This is a genomic window from Bacillus sp. L_1B0_5 (assembly GCF_000836715.1).
Lineage (GTDB): Bacteria > Bacillota > Bacilli > Bacillales > Bacillaceae_G > Bacillus_A > Bacillus_A thuringiensis_S.
On record NZ_JXIS01000020.1, the window covers coordinates 13,538 to 28,442 of the forward strand.

A 14,905-nucleotide genomic window follows, 5' to 3' on the forward strand; every position below is an offset into this window, starting at 1 on the left:
AACTACTATATAGAAAGGATAAGAACATGTCACAAGAAAAACTTGTAAACAAGTTTCTATCGTTTTTAGGCGCTACAAAACAACCTACTAGCTTAAAGTTTTTAAATGAGCTTATTAAAGCTCATCAAGAAAAGGTAAAGTGGGAAACGCTTACTAAAATAATTGACTGGGAAAAAGGTAATGAAACAGAGGATTATTTTCCTTACATTGAGACATACATAAACCGTATTACAACAAAAGGTCTCGGGGGTACTTGTTGGACGCACTCAATTGGATTCCATTGGTTATTATCAAATCTTGGTTTTAATGTTCATTATATGTATATGGATCCCGGACATTTATGCTTACGGGTTAACTTAGACCAACCTTATTATGTTGATGTTGGTTATTGTGCACCCTTATTCCAAGCTTACCCACTTTATGAATCATTTCAAGTAAGTACTGTAAGAGAAACTTTCACTTATCAAGTATCAAATAAGGAAATTCATATTACTAGAGATCCTGGTCCAACAAAAACCTTAATTACAGAACCGATACAATTAACAAGTATGAAAAAACAAATTATAAAATCTAATGATTGGCGTACATCTCCTGTATTAAAAAAGATTCAGATTTTCGGTTATGTTGACAGTGTCCCAACTTCTATTAATGGGAATGTATTAAAGCAATATTTCGCAGATGAGAAAATGGAACATATCCTTAGCACTCCTGAACTTACTTATTGGATAACAAAAAAGTTTTGTATTGATAAAGAAATATATGAAAGAGCTATTAAGATTTTCAATGAAAAATCTTCAAACAGTAAAAGCGTTACTCATGAGATTGAGTAACGCTTTTACCTTAATATATTTTTAATATCAATCTTCTTTATGATAAGCAGCTTCTACACATTCTGCTAGACGTTCCATTTGTTCCATAGTTAAACCTCGTGAAATCCAGCCTGTTAACTTATACATCATTTTATAATAAAAATTACTAGGTTCATATTCTGAAATTAATGTTAGTGCTGTACCTTCCTCATCTTCTTCTAACATATAAGTCATTGCTGAATATCCTTGCTTCATTTCACTACCAAGTGAAATAATATGCGGTGCATCGTATTCAAGGATTTCTACTTCAGCCTCGAATATTTTCTTACCGACTTTTTGAACAGTAATATATTTATCTCCTACACGTGGATTCTCTTTATCCATATTTGAAGGATAGCGATTTTCTATTATAAACGTATTCCATTCTTTTATTTTTTCATCTTCTATTATGTAGTCACATACAATATCCAATGGTGCTTTTATTACTATTTCAATTGCAAAACTCATTATACTGCCCCTCTCAAATACCCTATCCATTTCTATTTTAACTAAATTATTATGCCATATTTTATATAGTGAAATACAAGTAGAATTTTAACTTTTTATTGTGAGGGGGATTCAATAAATAATCATTTTTTATTAATTTAAAAACTTATTCATACAAAATATTTTATTAAAGATACAACAATTAAAAACAAAGCCACGAGTAGTAAAGCAATCCCTATACTTCTATTTTCTTTTTCGTTATTTTTTAAATTTTGCACACCTAAGCTAACTAACATAAACCCTAAAAGCGTTTGTAAAATTAGTACACTCTGTTTTGAATCATCATTCCAGCTATAAATAGAATATCCCATTACAATTATTGCAAGTAAAATCGTTAAGATCCTATTCATACAAAAATCCCTCCTATTTAAAAAGAAGCCGCTAATTTTCCTTAGCGGCTGTATTAACATTCTATATTTGCAAAATTACTTTTTATGAACTTGATATAAGTCCAAAGAATTTCCTAGCCAATATAACGATGTATGTTAACACACTTCTTCTTTATTTAGTCTACTTACAATCCCAACTATAAATTTATATTCACTCCTCCTCTTCTGAACTTTTTTAAACCCTTCTTTCGTATCAAAAATAAAACACGTTTTCCGAAACCAAATACGTACGTATAAAGACTCAAAATAAATAGGTTTTATAATTCCTCGTTCTTCAAATTCAGTTCCATCTTTATTTTCAGTTTCCGTTCGAACAAACTACTTATTCCCGATTCCAATTTCAATGTACTTCACACACTAACCCCCATTTGGAAATTTCCCTTCTAACAATTCTATTATTTCCCCGGTAAGCGCACATTCCGACAGAACATGAGCCCACAAAGAAAAAGTAGATTACAAAAATCTACTTTATAACTTATATTTTTGCATTCGTTTATAAAATGTACTACGGGGTACATCTAATAGTTTTGCAGCTAATGAAACATTTCCATTTGTCTTTTGTAATGCTTCAATCATGCTATCACGCTGTATTTTTTCGCGAAAATTCAATGTATGTTCGGTTTTATTTTCAACTTGTAACTCAAGTTGTTGTTGATTTCCCATCATTGTTTGTATCAAAAGAGCGACTTGTTTTTCGCATATTTCCCGTCCTTGCGACAAAATGTAAATGCGTTCTAATGCATTTACTAGTTCTCGAATATTTCCGGGCCATGTATGTTGTAAAAATTGATTGCAAATACTCTTCGGAAATACAACATTCCAATTCTTCCGTTCGCAAAAGTGTTGTATAAAATATGGGATATCCTCTTTTCTTTCTATTAACGATGGAACATATAACGGATAAACGTGCAAACGATAATATAAATCTTGACGGAATTCCCCTTCTTCTACTAACCGTAGTAAATCTTTATGTGTGGCAGTAATAATACGAATATTTACCGGTACCTCTTTTGAACTTCCTATTGGAGTTATTGTGCGTTCTTGTAAAACACGCAATAATGCTACTTGCATCTCTGGTGGTACTTCACCAATTTCATCTAAAAATAATGTTCCTCCATTCGCTTGTTCAAATTTCCCTTTATATCCTTGACGTCGCGCACCTGTAAATGCACCTTCAGCATAACCGAACAATTCACTTTCCATTAATTCTTTAGGCAAAGAACCGCAGTTAACAGCTATAAAGGGCCCGTCTTTTCTTGGACTATTTTCATGAATCGCTCTCGCGACATATTCCTTTCCTACTCCTGTCTCACCACATACATACACACTAGCATCAGTCGGTGAAACAAGCTTAATTTCTTCTAGTGTGTGTTGAAATGCTTTGCTTGTCCCGGTAACTCCTGGAAAAGTAATTCCTTTTATAAATGTGAAAGCAGAATATGTATTCATTTGTTTGTTTTCCTTTAAATACATACATTTCCCGATCATTCTTTCATTACTATATACTGGTATCTCTAATTTAATTTCCAATCCATGGTGCATTAACTCTTCAAGTTTCATTCTTGACCAATTATTTATTCGTTCACGAACGCTCTTACTCGCAGAAACGATAACATCACGATGATTACAAATAACTACTTGTTCATCACTATCAATGACATCTAAAAAACGATGAATTAAGTGTAATTCATTTTGATGAACTCTTATGCTACATTCACGTTCTATCGCATGTGCAATTGAAGTTACCATACCGAGCATATATGGATGCGAAAATTCAATTGGACAGGAGAAATCTAGAACACCAATTAATTTCCCGTCATCATTATGAATGGGAGCAGCCGCACAACTCCAGCTATGAGATACCACGGAGTAATGTTCAGTACCACTTATCATAATAGCTTCTTCAATTTCTAGCGCTGTTCCTATTGCGTTTGTCCCCACAGCTGCTTCCGTCCATTTTACACCTTCAATAAAATTAATATGTTTCGCTCGCTTTAACGTTTGTTTATTTCCACTTAACGATAGAACATAACCATCTGGATCGATTAATAATGCCATCATTTGTAGTTCATCAATGGTTTTTCTCATATTTTGTATTTGAGGGATTGCGATATCTAGGAAGATTTCACTCTTTTTCTTTTGATCTTGAAAAAAATTAGAAGACAAAATTTTCTGACCTTTATTCATGTGAGGATTCACATTTGCTTGTTTACATCGATGCCATGACTCTGAAATTCTTTCGTTTATACGGTTCGAATCAAGGACTCCTTCATTAATAAACTTTTTCCATGTATGTAAGTAAAAAGGTGAAGCTAACATTGTATCATCTCCCTATTCATTGTTTTGGAGATCTGTAAAAACATACTTTTATTATAAAACTGAATAAAAGCGTTTTCAATAAAACTAGAAAGACGACACAAATATGTTAATAATTTGAATATCTTAACGCACTTCTTTATTCTTTTTTAGTAGCACTATATTTTGTATAATGGACGCAAAGAAAATAAAGAACCAAAACCACTTTTGTGGATTACCGTTTATAAAGAAAACAATCACGGCTATTGCAAATAAAATAGTGGATGCTAAACTAAAATATAATTTTGTTTTCATTCCTATTATCCCTCACCCCTCTATTACTTTACAGTACATACTAACCCTTCATTTTTCATCTCTACTATGTACTCCTGTAAAACATATTCTTTCCCGCCATGGTTTTCATACCATTCATGTATTCTTTTAATATGCCTCTCGTCACTTCTAATTTTCAATTCTATTTCTTTATACTGTTCATAACTATCATATTCCCATATGGCAAATACTTCAGACGTACCATTCTTATTATCTTTCATCCAGCGTCCTATTAGCTTAGAACCATGCTTTAATTGATTAGGTAAGTTTGTGTTATTGAAATGATCATTAAATACTTCTATGAATTCATTTTTCACTACATAGTACTTCCTTCTGTAAAACATACTTCTTCACCTCTTTTATGAAAAGTATCAGTAAACCTTCCCATCACTACCGTATTATAATACTTTCCGTCCGATAGTCTTTTGTCATTTTTCAAAACGCCTTCTACTTCAAAACCTAATTTTTTATAAAGATGAATAGCTTTCTCGTTTGTCTCTAATACTTGTAAAGATATTTTATTTACTGCATTTTCGTCAGCCCATTTAATAGATTGTTGTAATAGGCTCTTACCCATTTTATATCCCCAAAACTCTTTTAAAATGCAAACGCCAAACTCCACTTTATGAGATAATCTCTTAAAATTTGATCCTTCACACCTTGAAAATCCAACGATTCGATTGTGCACTTCTGCAACTAAAAAGAGATTCTTCGTCTCTTCACTATCTGTTTTTATTATTTTTTGAAATCCTAGATTATCTATAAATCCCTCTCCAGCATCTCTATCCATATTTTCAGTTTCTCCATCAATCTGAACTCTAATTTTCGATAACTGGTCAGCATCTTTCTCAGCTGCAGAACGAATTGTATAAGTTAATCCATTTATATGAAACTCTTGCTCTTTTACAATCATGTCAAACTCCTTTCAAATGAATATAATGGCGCTATTACAACTTGTTTACCTTGTTTCTCAAATTCCTGAACAGTTTCTTTACTAGCCTCTTCGTCAGTTATAATAAGGTCAATTTCTTTTAGAGACTCTCCTCTTATAAAACAATCTATTCCAAGTTTATTATGCGGGGCTAAACAAATATTTTTTCTAGCAATTTCACTTACTCTTTTACTAAAATAAGCAACTTCAGGTGTTGCAGTACTAATACCTTGTAATGAAATGCCTCCACCTGTAGAGAAATAAAGATCAATAGAAAATCTACTTATCAATTCAGAAGCAAGTGTATCAGTAATATTCCCTGAAGGTTTTACTTTTCCGCCAATTAAATACGTATCAATATTCTTATATTCTCGTAGATAACCAGCTATTTCTATAGAATTCGTAATAACCGTAAATGATACTTCCGGTAAATATTTCAGCATCGCATTATGAACGGAAGCCCCACCAATAAAAATCGAATCACCTTCTTGTATATAAGATGCTGCAACTTTTGCAATTGTGTCCTCATATATTGAGCTATCACTATAACGTTTAGTTGGTTCCGTAGCTAAGTTTCTCACTCGCGTAAGTTCAATTGCACCTCCGTGCGTTCTTTTTAATAAACCATCCTTTTCCATAATAGACAAATCTCTTCTTATAGAATCAATAGACATATCAAATCTTTCCGCAAGATCCTTTGCTATTACTCTTCCATCTGTATTAAGTAGTTCTAAAATTTTCTCTCGACGTTCTTCAGTAAACATGTTATCACCACCGTTATTGAAGGTTCAGAAACTTAAACTTTATTTTAATTATATGCATGCCTCTTCCGTTTTACAATATTTTCAATTCTTATTTATTCCGTTTTATACAGTCTTCTCCCTCTTTCTATCCTGTTAACTTGACAACCAAATAAATGTATATCTGTATATTACGCAAAAATACTTCCATTTACCTTCCTATTGATGTAAAATTATTCCTATGTTTTACTTTTTAATACAGAAAGGGATTACTATGAACTCTTTAATTAAAGTAACTTGTACAGCATTATTATTTACAGGAATATTAACAGGATGTAATAGCAATACTTCACAAAAACAAGAAAAGAGCGCTCTCAATAAGAATGCAATGCACTATGGAGAAATAGTTAAAAACGAATACTATAGAGCGACAGTTGAGAATGCAAAGTTTGAAAAAATAGACAAAGAGCGGCGCCTTACTACTCGTGTTATGATTAATAATGTTCGAGACGATGGACAAACTATTGATCTTTCGGAAATAAAATATTTCATACAAGATGAAAAAACTGGTGAGAAATATGAAGGTGAAGCTCATCCGATAGATGACGAGCACTATAAAAATGTTCCACACGAATTCTCTTTAACTACTGACATTGTGTTTGAACTGAAAACTTCACCAAAAGATTTAAATAATATGTATTTATACATAGATAGCAAAGCTGCGCCGTTAACAAATACATATTGGAAGCTTGATAATTTAGTATCTAAATAGAAAGACCAGTCTTAAATGACTGGCCTTTTTATATTCATACATTTACCTTTCATTAGCACTTATATTAATTTTCTAATAACAACTTGAATAACATCGGCTAAACCAGTGTGCCCTTTCCCTTCAACTCGCTCTTGTTCTCCATTAAAAAAATGAATTACCTTATGTTCTTCACACCAAGTAAGGATATCAATTGGATCATACAGCATATCAACATCTTTTGGTCCACCAGTACTATAGTTTATTTGTTTTTTTGAGTAAACTTCAAACATAATTAATCCACCAGGCTTTATCGTTTGTATCATTTTACCTAATATCATTTTTTTATAATCATCATGAAAATGTCCAAATACCATAATTGCTGCATCATATTCATTTTCTGGCAAACTATCAGCTAATAAATCTACTTTTTTTGTATGCACGTTTACGTTATGCTTCTCTGCCAATTTTTTTGTCTTTTCTAATCCATCTTCCGAATAATCAATAGCTGTTACTTCGTTCCCTTGTCTTGCTAGAAATACAGCATTTCTACCTTCTCCCTCCGCAAATGCTATTACTTTATTGTGATTTGCTAAACGAAATGCTTGTTCTTTAATAAATGTATTAGGTTCTTCCCCGTAAAAATATTCATCTGATTTATATCGATCATTCCAAAAATTATTCATCATCTTCTCTCCTTCTACATATCATTTTCTAACTACAATTAAAGATATTAAAGAGCCTTTTTATCCTTAATTAATTTAAAAATAAAAGCAGATTAAAAATCCACTTTTATTTTTTTCGCAAGATCTACGATTTTTTGATTTCTTAACTCTTCTTCCATTTTCTCTTCTGCTGCGAGCATTGCCTCATTAATTAAACATCCAGGTTTGTCATGTAAACAACAGTCAAACAATGATGTTTTCCCTTCAATTGCATGTATAATATCTAAAAATGAAATATCTTCCCAATTCTTACTAAGCGAGTAACCGCCCTTTGGACCAGATGATGAATGTATCATCCCTTCCTTTGTCAACTTAGTTAGTATTTTAGACAAGTACGTTGGTGAAACATTTTGCATTTCTGCTAATTGGTGAACACTAACTAACTTATTTGGTGTGGCCTTTGCCAGAAAAAGCATTGTATGAAGAGCATAATTTGTAGCTTTAGAATATTTCATAGTACAGCTCCTATTGTAGACTTCATGTATCTACAATAACTTTATTTTTTTATTATGTCAAACGTTTGTAATACTCCATACAACATTATTTCTTCACAAGTAATACATCTGCTGCGCAAATCGTCACTTCTCTAAATGGAGAGTCAAATAAAACACCTAGTTCGAAACCATCTTCAGTAAGAGCTATTTCATGATATAGCCACCAAGCACTTTCAAAGTTTTCCGGCATAGAACACTTTGTTACTCCTATAAAGGTTACTTCAAGTTTATCAAATTCACTAAAAGTACCACTGCAATCTAATACGATAGACAAAGTATCTTCTGATTCTCTCTTTATTACTTTCATTACACTATCGTGTAGTGATGTCTTGTGTAACTGAGCGACATTTGACGGAAGTTTTTTCTCAATGGAATTAAAATATTCTACGTATGATTGATCTAATTGTGCCACTCTTTTCTCATAATCTGTTGTCCACTCTTGCATACGTTTTTTCAGTTCACCTGATGGGTATTCTGAATTAATTGTGATGTTTTGTATAATTGAGTATATCGATTCAGGAAGGAATTTTAATAAATCTATTTTCCTTTCCTCTATTTCTTCCTTTAAACTTTGTATATCTATTTCTGACCATTCTTTTATAGACTCTATAAAACTTACAAATTCTAAAACTTGCATTTTTTTATACCATTCTCTTGTAAAATATTTCAATGACATCTCTCCTAAAACATCTTTACATCCAGTAAAAGCAATACATTCACTTATTATATCATTCCAATAACCATTTTTTCTAAAGAAATAATGTAAAAATGTAAATATTCCGCCTATTATTTCTAAAACTTCAGAATATTTACAAAAATATAAAATTAGAATACATTTTAGCTGTACAAGATTCACCTGTACAAAAATTCAAACAAAAAGGGATGGTTATATGTTGAAGAAATTAGTAGCAGGGACATTAGTAGCGGGTTTTGCATTAACTGGAGGACTAGGTGCAGTAAGTGCTGAGGAAAAAAGTAACACAATTAAGTCATTTGATTATTTAAAAGTGGATGAACAAAATGTTAATTCATTTGCAAAATTAAGTGATCAGGATAAGAAAGATATCCAAATTACTATGGTATTACCTAAGCAAAATGAAAATGGAGATTGGCTAGCTTATGGTTTTACTAGCCGCGAAACATTGGATGCGTATATTGCAAAGGATAAAAAAGCAATTAAAAATAATATTAATCCTTTAGGTAGCGGTGCTGGTAGTACTGATTTTTACGAACATAAAGATAAAGGTGGTCAATATATTTACTGGAGCAGCGGCTTTAAAAACTTACCATCTAGCTGGAATGACAGAATTTCTTCTGTAAGTACAGCCTCACCTTCTGCAAGTTATTCAACGACACTTTGGGAGCACACTTCAACACAAGGATATGGAAAAGGTGTTATATTTAAACACGCTGATTGGTATGGTAAAACTGCTAATTTAGCTCCTGATTGGAACGATATTACTTCAGCGATTGAAATTAAATAGTAATAAGATATTTAATTTCTTCTATAAAAATTCAAACCACTATTCTCTCTTTCATTTAGAGAATAGTGGTTTATCATATTTCCATTTAAGCATGTACAGCATGTCCTACCGCTTGCATTAACGCTTCATGAATTGCTTCTGATAAAGTAGGGTGTGCTGCAATATAATCTCTCATTATATCAGCGGTAACTTCTGTATGAATCATTACGGTTCCTTGACCAATAAGTTCAGTTGCATGAGGACCGATAATAGAAATCCCTACAATTTCTTGGTATTTAGGTTCTACAATGACTTTTACTTTACCTACTTGTTCTCCTAAAATAAGAGCTTTTCCGTTCGCTGTAAAAGGAAATTCTCCGATGAGAATATCACCATATTGTTCTCTTGCACCTTTTTCACTTAACCCGACACTAGCTATTTCTGGAGTTGTGTATATACAACGGGGCACAGCGTGATAATTTACTTTCACGTCTTCTCCGCTTGCGTGTAATGCTGCTGTCGTTCCTTCATGGAAGGCAACGTGAGCAAGCTGAATTCCACCGATCACATCACCAGCTGCGTAAATATGCGATATGTTCGTTTGCATATTTTCATTCACAGCAATCCCTTTATTTGAAAACTGAACTCCTGCCTTTTCTAATCCTAATTGTTGCACTCGTGGTTTTCTTCCTACAGAAACAAGAACAAATTCTGGAGTTACTTCGTGAGTAATTCCCTCGTATTCAAATGAAGCTTGCTTCTTATAGTTATTTAAACCTTTTAAAACTGCTCCCGTAAAAATTTTCACCCCATCTTTTTCTAATTTCTCTCTTAAAGTATTCGCGATATCTTCATCTTCACCAGGTATTAATTGCGGTGCCATCTCAACTATCGATACTTTTGTGCCAAGTCTACTATAAATGCTTGCAAACTCGCATCCTATTACACCACCGCCAACGATTAACAATGAAGATGGTACACTCTCAAGAGACATTGCATGGCTACTATTTAAAATCCATTTTCCATCGAACGGAGCGAATGGTAATTCTGTAGGCTTGGAACCAGCTGCGATAATAAAGCTCTCTCCATCGATTAATTCTTCTTTATTTTCTTGTACAACTCGCACACGATGATCCGTTTCGAATTTCGCTTTTCCTTTTACAACTTTAATTTTATTTTTCTTCATTAAATATTGTATTCCTTGGACAAGTTGCATTACGATTTGTGATTTCCTCGCCTGTATTTGATCCCAATCAATTGAGATATTTTCTGTATTAATCGTAACTCCATAAGCATTCGCTTTTCTCACAATGTCATGTACTTCAGCACTTTCTAACAGTGATTTCGTCGGCATACACCCAACATTTAAACATGTTCCACCAAGGTCAGCTTCATCAATAAGAGTGACATCTTTGCCATTTTGAGCCGCGGTAATCGCTGCTACATAGCCAGCAGGTCCGCCCCCAATAACAACTAATTTACCCATTCTCTCACCTTCTCTTTATAAAAGAATTGTTATAGGTTCTTCTAAATAATGTTTAATTGTGCGTAAAAATGCAGCTGCTGGTGCACCGTCTAGTACACGATGATCGAATGTTAAACTTAAAGGTAACATACTACCTTTTTTCAATTTTTCCCCTTTATATACAGGAACATGTTCAATTGCACCTACACCTAAAATACCAGTTTCAGGTGTATTTAATACCGGCGTAAAATATTCAATACCAAAGCTACCTAAATTACTAATTGTAAATGTCGTTCCGTGCATATCATCACTACTTAAGCTACCTGCTCGTGCCTGTTGTGCCACATTCTTAATCTCTTTAGACAACTCTACTAAAGATAAATTATTTGCAAAGCGAATAGCTGGAACGACTAACCCTTTTTCTAATGCGACTGCCATGCCTAAATGCACATGTTCAAATTGATGAATTGCATCATCTATATAAGCGCTGTTCATTTCTTTATGCTCTCTAAGTGCTAATACAACAGCACGCGAGACGAAATCCGTAATGGTTAATTTATTATCATATCTTTTTTGTACAACTTCCGTTATTTCTTTATGTAAAGCAACTAAATCTGTTACATCTACTTTCATCGTTAACGTTAATTGTGCACTATTTTGTAAGCTTGCGTGCATACGATTTGCGATTGCTTTACGCATACCAGTAACAGGAATCGCTTTACTTTCTTCTTGTTCAGATATTTCCGGAACGTTTACTCTTACCTCAAGTGCTTTTAATACATCTGCCTTTGTAATCCTTCTGCCAGGACCTGTACCAACTAATGCCTTGATATCCAGATTTTCAGACTTTGCAATTTTCTTCGCTACAGGTGAAATTTTAATTCTTTGCTTCGATACTTCTTTCCCATTTGCTTCTTGATTTTGTACATTTTGTACTTCTATATTAGATGTTTTTTCTTCTACAACATGTGTGCTTTCCTGCATTTCTACTTTTTCATTCGGTTTACCGATGTAGCAAATTACAGTACCAGGCGGTACTCCTTCATCTTCACTTACAGCTATATCAAGTACCGTACCATCAGCTGGCGCTTCAATTTCTGTTTCAATTTTTTCTGAGTTAATACTAGCGATCAGTTCTCCTTTTGCTACATTATCGCCTGCTTTAATATTCCAGCTCGTAATAATACCTTCTTTCATCGCCATACCTAACTTCGGCATTACAACTTCTACAGCCATGTGTCTCTCTCCCTTCTCATCGTTTTATTACACATGTAATAAAGATTGGTCTCCGATCATTTCTGATACAGTTTCAATTACTTTTTCTGGCGTTGGCAAATACAACTTTTCAAGTGGTGGTGAGAACGGAACAGGTGTATGTGGTGCTGTAATTCGTTTAATAGGTGCATCTAACAAATCAAAACCTTTATCCGCTACAATTGCCGCAATATCTGTTGCGATACTACATCTAGGATTCGCTTCGTCAATGACGATAAGACGATTTGTTTTTTCAACAGATGATAAAATAGTATCTTCATCAAGCGGTGATAAAGATCGTGGATCAATTACTTCTACTTCAATCCCCTTTTTCGATAATTGCTTTGCAGCTGCAAGCGCTGTATGAACTTGCTTTCCAATTGCGACAATTGTTACATCAGAACCTTCCCGTTTAATATCTGCTTTTCCTAATGGAATTGTATAGTATCCTTCTGGTACTTCACCTTTCATATTGTAAAGTGTTTTATCCTCAAAGAAGATTACTGGATCATCATCTTCAATTGCTGCTAATAACAAGCCTTTTGCATCATACGGCGTGGAAGGAACAACAACTTTAATACCTGGTATACTCGTAAATAATGCGTACAAACTTTGTGAATGCTGAGCTGCTGCACTAAAACCAGCGCCATGCATCGTACGTACTGTAACGGGTACTTTTGCTTTACCTCCAAACATATAACGGAATTTCGCACCTTGGTTTAATACTTGATCAAGACAACTACCGATAAAATCATTAAACATTAATTCAGCTATCGGACGTAACCCAGTTGCTGCAGCTGCCATCGCAGCTCCCATATAACCCGCTTCAGAAATTGGTGTATCCAATATACGATTTCGGCCAAACTCTTGTACAAGTCCTTTCGTAACACCAAGAACACCACCCCAAGCTTCATCATCTTGCAGATGATCAACTTGTGCACCGCCTGCAACATCTTCACCTATTAAAATTACATTTTCATCACGACGCATTGAGATTTTCATCGCTTCATTAATTGCAGTTGACATACTTACTGTTCTAGTCATAATTTTTCACCCTCCTCTTATTTGTAAGAAACGTATACATCTTTTAATAATTCTTCATCGTCTGGGTATGGACTATTTTCACTAAATTCAATGGATCTTTGTACTGCATCATCTACTGCTTTTTCCATATCAGCAAGTTCAGATTCCGTTAATAAACCTTCATGAATTAAATGCTTACGGAAATTCACAATTGCATCTTTTTCATTTAAATGTTCTTCTTTTTCTTCTGATGTTTTATATGTTTGCGCTTCACCTTCGAAATGACCATAATTACGATATGTCATACATTCAATAATTGTTGGACCATCACCATTACGCGCATGTTCCACTGCTTCTGCAGCAGCTTTATATACAGCTAAAAGATCTTTTCCATCTACTTGAACACCTGGAATATTATAAGCTTTTGCACGATCAGCAATAGAATCACAACTTGAAGCATATTCGAATGTAGTTGCTTCACCGTAACCATTATTTTCTGCGATAAAAATAACCGGTAACTTCCAAATCGCTGCTAAATTAACCCCTTCATGAAATGTCCCTTCATTATTTGCTCCGTCACCGAAGAAGCAAACACTTACATCTTTTGTTCCTTTATATTTAGCTGTTAATGCTGAACCGCAAGCAAGTGGAAAACCGCCGCCTACAATGCCATTCGCACCAAGCATTCCTTTATCTAAATCAGCAATATGCATGGAACCGCCTTTGCCTTTACATAATCCTGTCGCTTTCCCAAAAAGCTCAGCCATCATACCATTTAAATCACAACCTTTTGCGATACAATGTCCATGCCCCCTATGTGTACTTGTAATACTGTCACTATCCGTTAAGTGGGCACATACACCAACTGCTACCGCTTCTTCACCTGCGTATAAATGAACGAAACCTGGCAAAACGCCTTGCGCGAACAATTCATGCACCTTATCTTCAAACTTACGAATTTCTAACATTTTTTCGTACATCCAACGAGCTTGTTCTTTCGTAATTTCATTCCCTTTACTTTCAGTTGTTTTTAACATGTCCAGCCCTCCTATTTTCTTGTTCGTCTTTTATATTGCAAGTATTGTGCCAATTTTGAATCCTTGATTTAATAGGTTTTCTCTATCTTTTAACAATAAAAAAGTGGACAAAATGAGACGTTTGTCTCGTTTTGTCCACTTTTGTTCCCTTAATAAGAGAATTGTTACTTTATTCATTATCAAAGCTCTTCTGTAGTTTTCGGATGTAAATAATTTGACCAATATGATATGCATTATGAGTTGTTACATTCGCTAGCACTTCCCACCACTTTGCAGAAACAGGAAATCCCACTACATCACTTTCAACCTTTTCTTCATTTATGAGATTTTGCCATTGTAACAGTTTTTCTAGTAGTTTTTCCCGTAATTCATCGAAAGTTTGATTATCTGAGAGCATAAAACTTTTGTTATTATCTCCTATAGCGGGTACTGCATTCACATTTGATTCTTTATACCTAGTTTGCCACGTAGAGTTCCAATAAAGTAAATGTTGTACGATTTCAGCTATACTATTACTCTCTTCATTCGGTTTCCAGAAAGCTTCCCTCTCAGATAAATCCTTAACTGCATCTGAAAATGGCATATACCAACTAGGATCATTTGCATTCGCTAATAGCTGATCTGCTAATACATCTTTCACATGGACCATTTTT

At 33.8% G+C, this 14,905-nt stretch carries 18 protein-coding genes and 1 pseudogene; 3 read left to right on the forward strand and 16 right to left on the reverse strand.

The window, feature by feature from the left end; translation table 11 throughout:
• Window positions 1-26: 26 nt before the first annotated feature.
• The gene (locus RT27_RS06550) at window positions 27-830 is read left to right on the forward strand and encodes an arylamine N-acetyltransferase (RefSeq protein WP_043935592.1); all 804 of its coding nucleotides are present in this window, start codon (window positions 27-29) and stop codon (window positions 828-830) included.
• A 27-nt stretch (window positions 831-857) separates the two neighbouring features.
• On the opposite strand, the gene RT27_RS06555 is transcribed toward RT27_RS06550, so the two are convergent.
• From RT27_RS06555 to RT27_RS06585, 7 genes and pseudogenes are all read right to left on the reverse strand, one after another.
• On the reverse strand, window positions 858-1,316 hold the full coding sequence (locus tag RT27_RS06555; RefSeq protein ID WP_043935593.1) for an SRPBCC family protein: 459 nt from the start codon (window positions 1,314-1,316) through the stop codon (window positions 858-860).
• A 149-nt stretch (window positions 1,317-1,465) separates the two neighbouring features.
• A complete protein-coding gene (locus RT27_RS06560) occupies window positions 1,466-1,705 on the reverse strand; it encodes a DUF3953 domain-containing protein (protein ID WP_043935594.1) in 240 nt (79 codons plus the stop codon).
• Between the two features lie 135 nt (window positions 1,706-1,840).
• Window positions 1,841-2,098: pseudogene (locus RT27_RS32335) on the reverse strand (DUF3977 family protein).
• Window positions 2,099-2,212: 114 nt separating this feature from the next.
• Complete coding sequence (locus tag RT27_RS06565; RefSeq protein WP_043935595.1) at window positions 2,213-4,063, reverse strand: sigma-54-dependent Fis family transcriptional regulator; 1,851 nt, start codon at window positions 4,061-4,063, stop codon at window positions 2,213-2,215.
• Window positions 4,064-4,377: 314 nt separating this feature from the next.
• The gene (locus tag RT27_RS06575) at window positions 4,378-4,716 is read right to left on the reverse strand and encodes an NIPSNAP family protein (RefSeq protein ID WP_043935598.1); all 339 of its coding nucleotides are present in this window, start codon (window positions 4,714-4,716) and stop codon (window positions 4,378-4,380) included.
• Window positions 4,689-5,285, reverse strand: a complete 597-nt coding sequence (locus tag RT27_RS06580; protein WP_000635672.1) for a GNAT family N-acetyltransferase — start codon at window positions 5,283-5,285, stop codon at window positions 4,689-4,691. The genes RT27_RS06575 and RT27_RS06580 overlap by 28 nt, the downstream gene beginning before the upstream one ends.
• Window positions 5,282-6,067: a DeoR/GlpR family DNA-binding transcription regulator gene (locus RT27_RS06585; protein ID WP_043935599.1), complete on the reverse strand. Its 786-nt coding sequence runs from the start codon at window positions 6,065-6,067 to the stop codon at window positions 5,282-5,284. Before RT27_RS06585 ends, RT27_RS06580 begins: the two co-directional genes overlap by 4 nt.
• 250 nt (window positions 6,068-6,317) lie before the next feature.
• On the opposite strand from RT27_RS06585, the gene RT27_RS06590 reads away from it, so the two are divergent.
• A complete protein-coding gene (locus RT27_RS06590) occupies window positions 6,318-6,815 on the forward strand; it encodes a hypothetical protein (protein WP_043935601.1) in 498 nt (165 codons plus the stop codon).
• A gap of 59 nt (window positions 6,816-6,874) precedes the next feature.
• Here RT27_RS06590 and RT27_RS06595 read toward each other — a convergent pair whose 3' ends face one another.
• The 3 genes from RT27_RS06595 to RT27_RS06605 form a co-directional block, all read right to left on the reverse strand.
• The gene (locus RT27_RS06595; RefSeq protein ID WP_029442524.1) at window positions 6,875-7,480 is read right to left on the reverse strand and encodes a class I SAM-dependent methyltransferase; all 606 of its coding nucleotides are present in this window, start codon (window positions 7,478-7,480) and stop codon (window positions 6,875-6,877) included.
• 89 nt (window positions 7,481-7,569) lie between these two features.
• The gene (locus RT27_RS06600; protein ID WP_000877649.1) at window positions 7,570-7,971 is read right to left on the reverse strand and encodes an Rrf2 family transcriptional regulator; all 402 of its coding nucleotides are present in this window, start codon (window positions 7,969-7,971) and stop codon (window positions 7,570-7,572) included.
• A gap of 85 nt (window positions 7,972-8,056) precedes the next feature.
• Window positions 8,057-8,680 (reverse strand): DUF4085 domain-containing protein, encoded by a 624-nt coding sequence (locus RT27_RS06605; protein WP_016081318.1) that lies wholly within the window; start codon window positions 8,678-8,680, stop codon window positions 8,057-8,059.
• A gap of 220 nt (window positions 8,681-8,900) precedes the next feature.
• On the opposite strand from RT27_RS06605, the gene RT27_RS06610 reads away from it, so the two are divergent.
• A complete protein-coding gene (locus RT27_RS06610) occupies window positions 8,901-9,494 on the forward strand; it encodes a hypothetical protein (protein ID WP_016081317.1) in 594 nt (197 codons plus the stop codon).
• An 85-nt stretch (window positions 9,495-9,579) separates the two neighbouring features.
• Here the strand turns inward: RT27_RS06610 and lpdA are convergent, their stop codons facing one another.
• From lpdA to RT27_RS06635, 6 genes are read right to left on the reverse strand one after another with little or no spacing between them, the layout of a single operon-like run.
• Complete coding sequence (gene lpdA, locus RT27_RS06615; protein WP_043935603.1) at window positions 9,580-10,959, reverse strand: dihydrolipoyl dehydrogenase; 1,380 nt, start codon at window positions 10,957-10,959, stop codon at window positions 9,580-9,582.
• A gap of 15 nt (window positions 10,960-10,974) precedes the next feature.
• Complete coding sequence (locus tag RT27_RS06620) at window positions 10,975-12,174, reverse strand: dihydrolipoamide acetyltransferase family protein (protein ID WP_043935604.1); 1,200 nt, start codon at window positions 12,172-12,174, stop codon at window positions 10,975-10,977.
• A 27-nt stretch (window positions 12,175-12,201) separates the two neighbouring features.
• Window positions 12,202-13,236, reverse strand: coding sequence for an acetoin:2,6-dichlorophenolindophenol oxidoreductase subunit beta (acoB, locus tag RT27_RS06625; RefSeq protein ID WP_043935606.1), 1,035 nt, complete (start codon window positions 13,234-13,236; stop codon window positions 12,202-12,204).
• Between the two features lie 17 nt (window positions 13,237-13,253).
• On the reverse strand, window positions 13,254-14,252 hold the full coding sequence (acoA, locus tag RT27_RS06630) for an acetoin:2,6-dichlorophenolindophenol oxidoreductase subunit alpha (protein ID WP_043935608.1): 999 nt from the start codon (window positions 14,250-14,252) through the stop codon (window positions 13,254-13,256).
• A 30-nt stretch (window positions 14,253-14,282) separates the two neighbouring features.
• A complete protein-coding gene (locus tag RT27_RS35135) occupies window positions 14,283-14,429 on the reverse strand; it encodes a hypothetical protein (protein WP_016081313.1) in 147 nt (48 codons plus the stop codon).
• On the reverse strand, window positions 14,422-14,901 hold the full coding sequence (locus tag RT27_RS06635) for a DinB family protein (RefSeq protein ID WP_000233794.1): 480 nt from the start codon (window positions 14,899-14,901) through the stop codon (window positions 14,422-14,424). The genes RT27_RS35135 and RT27_RS06635 overlap by 8 nt, the downstream gene beginning before the upstream one ends.
• Window positions 14,902-14,905: the final 4 nt, after the last annotated feature.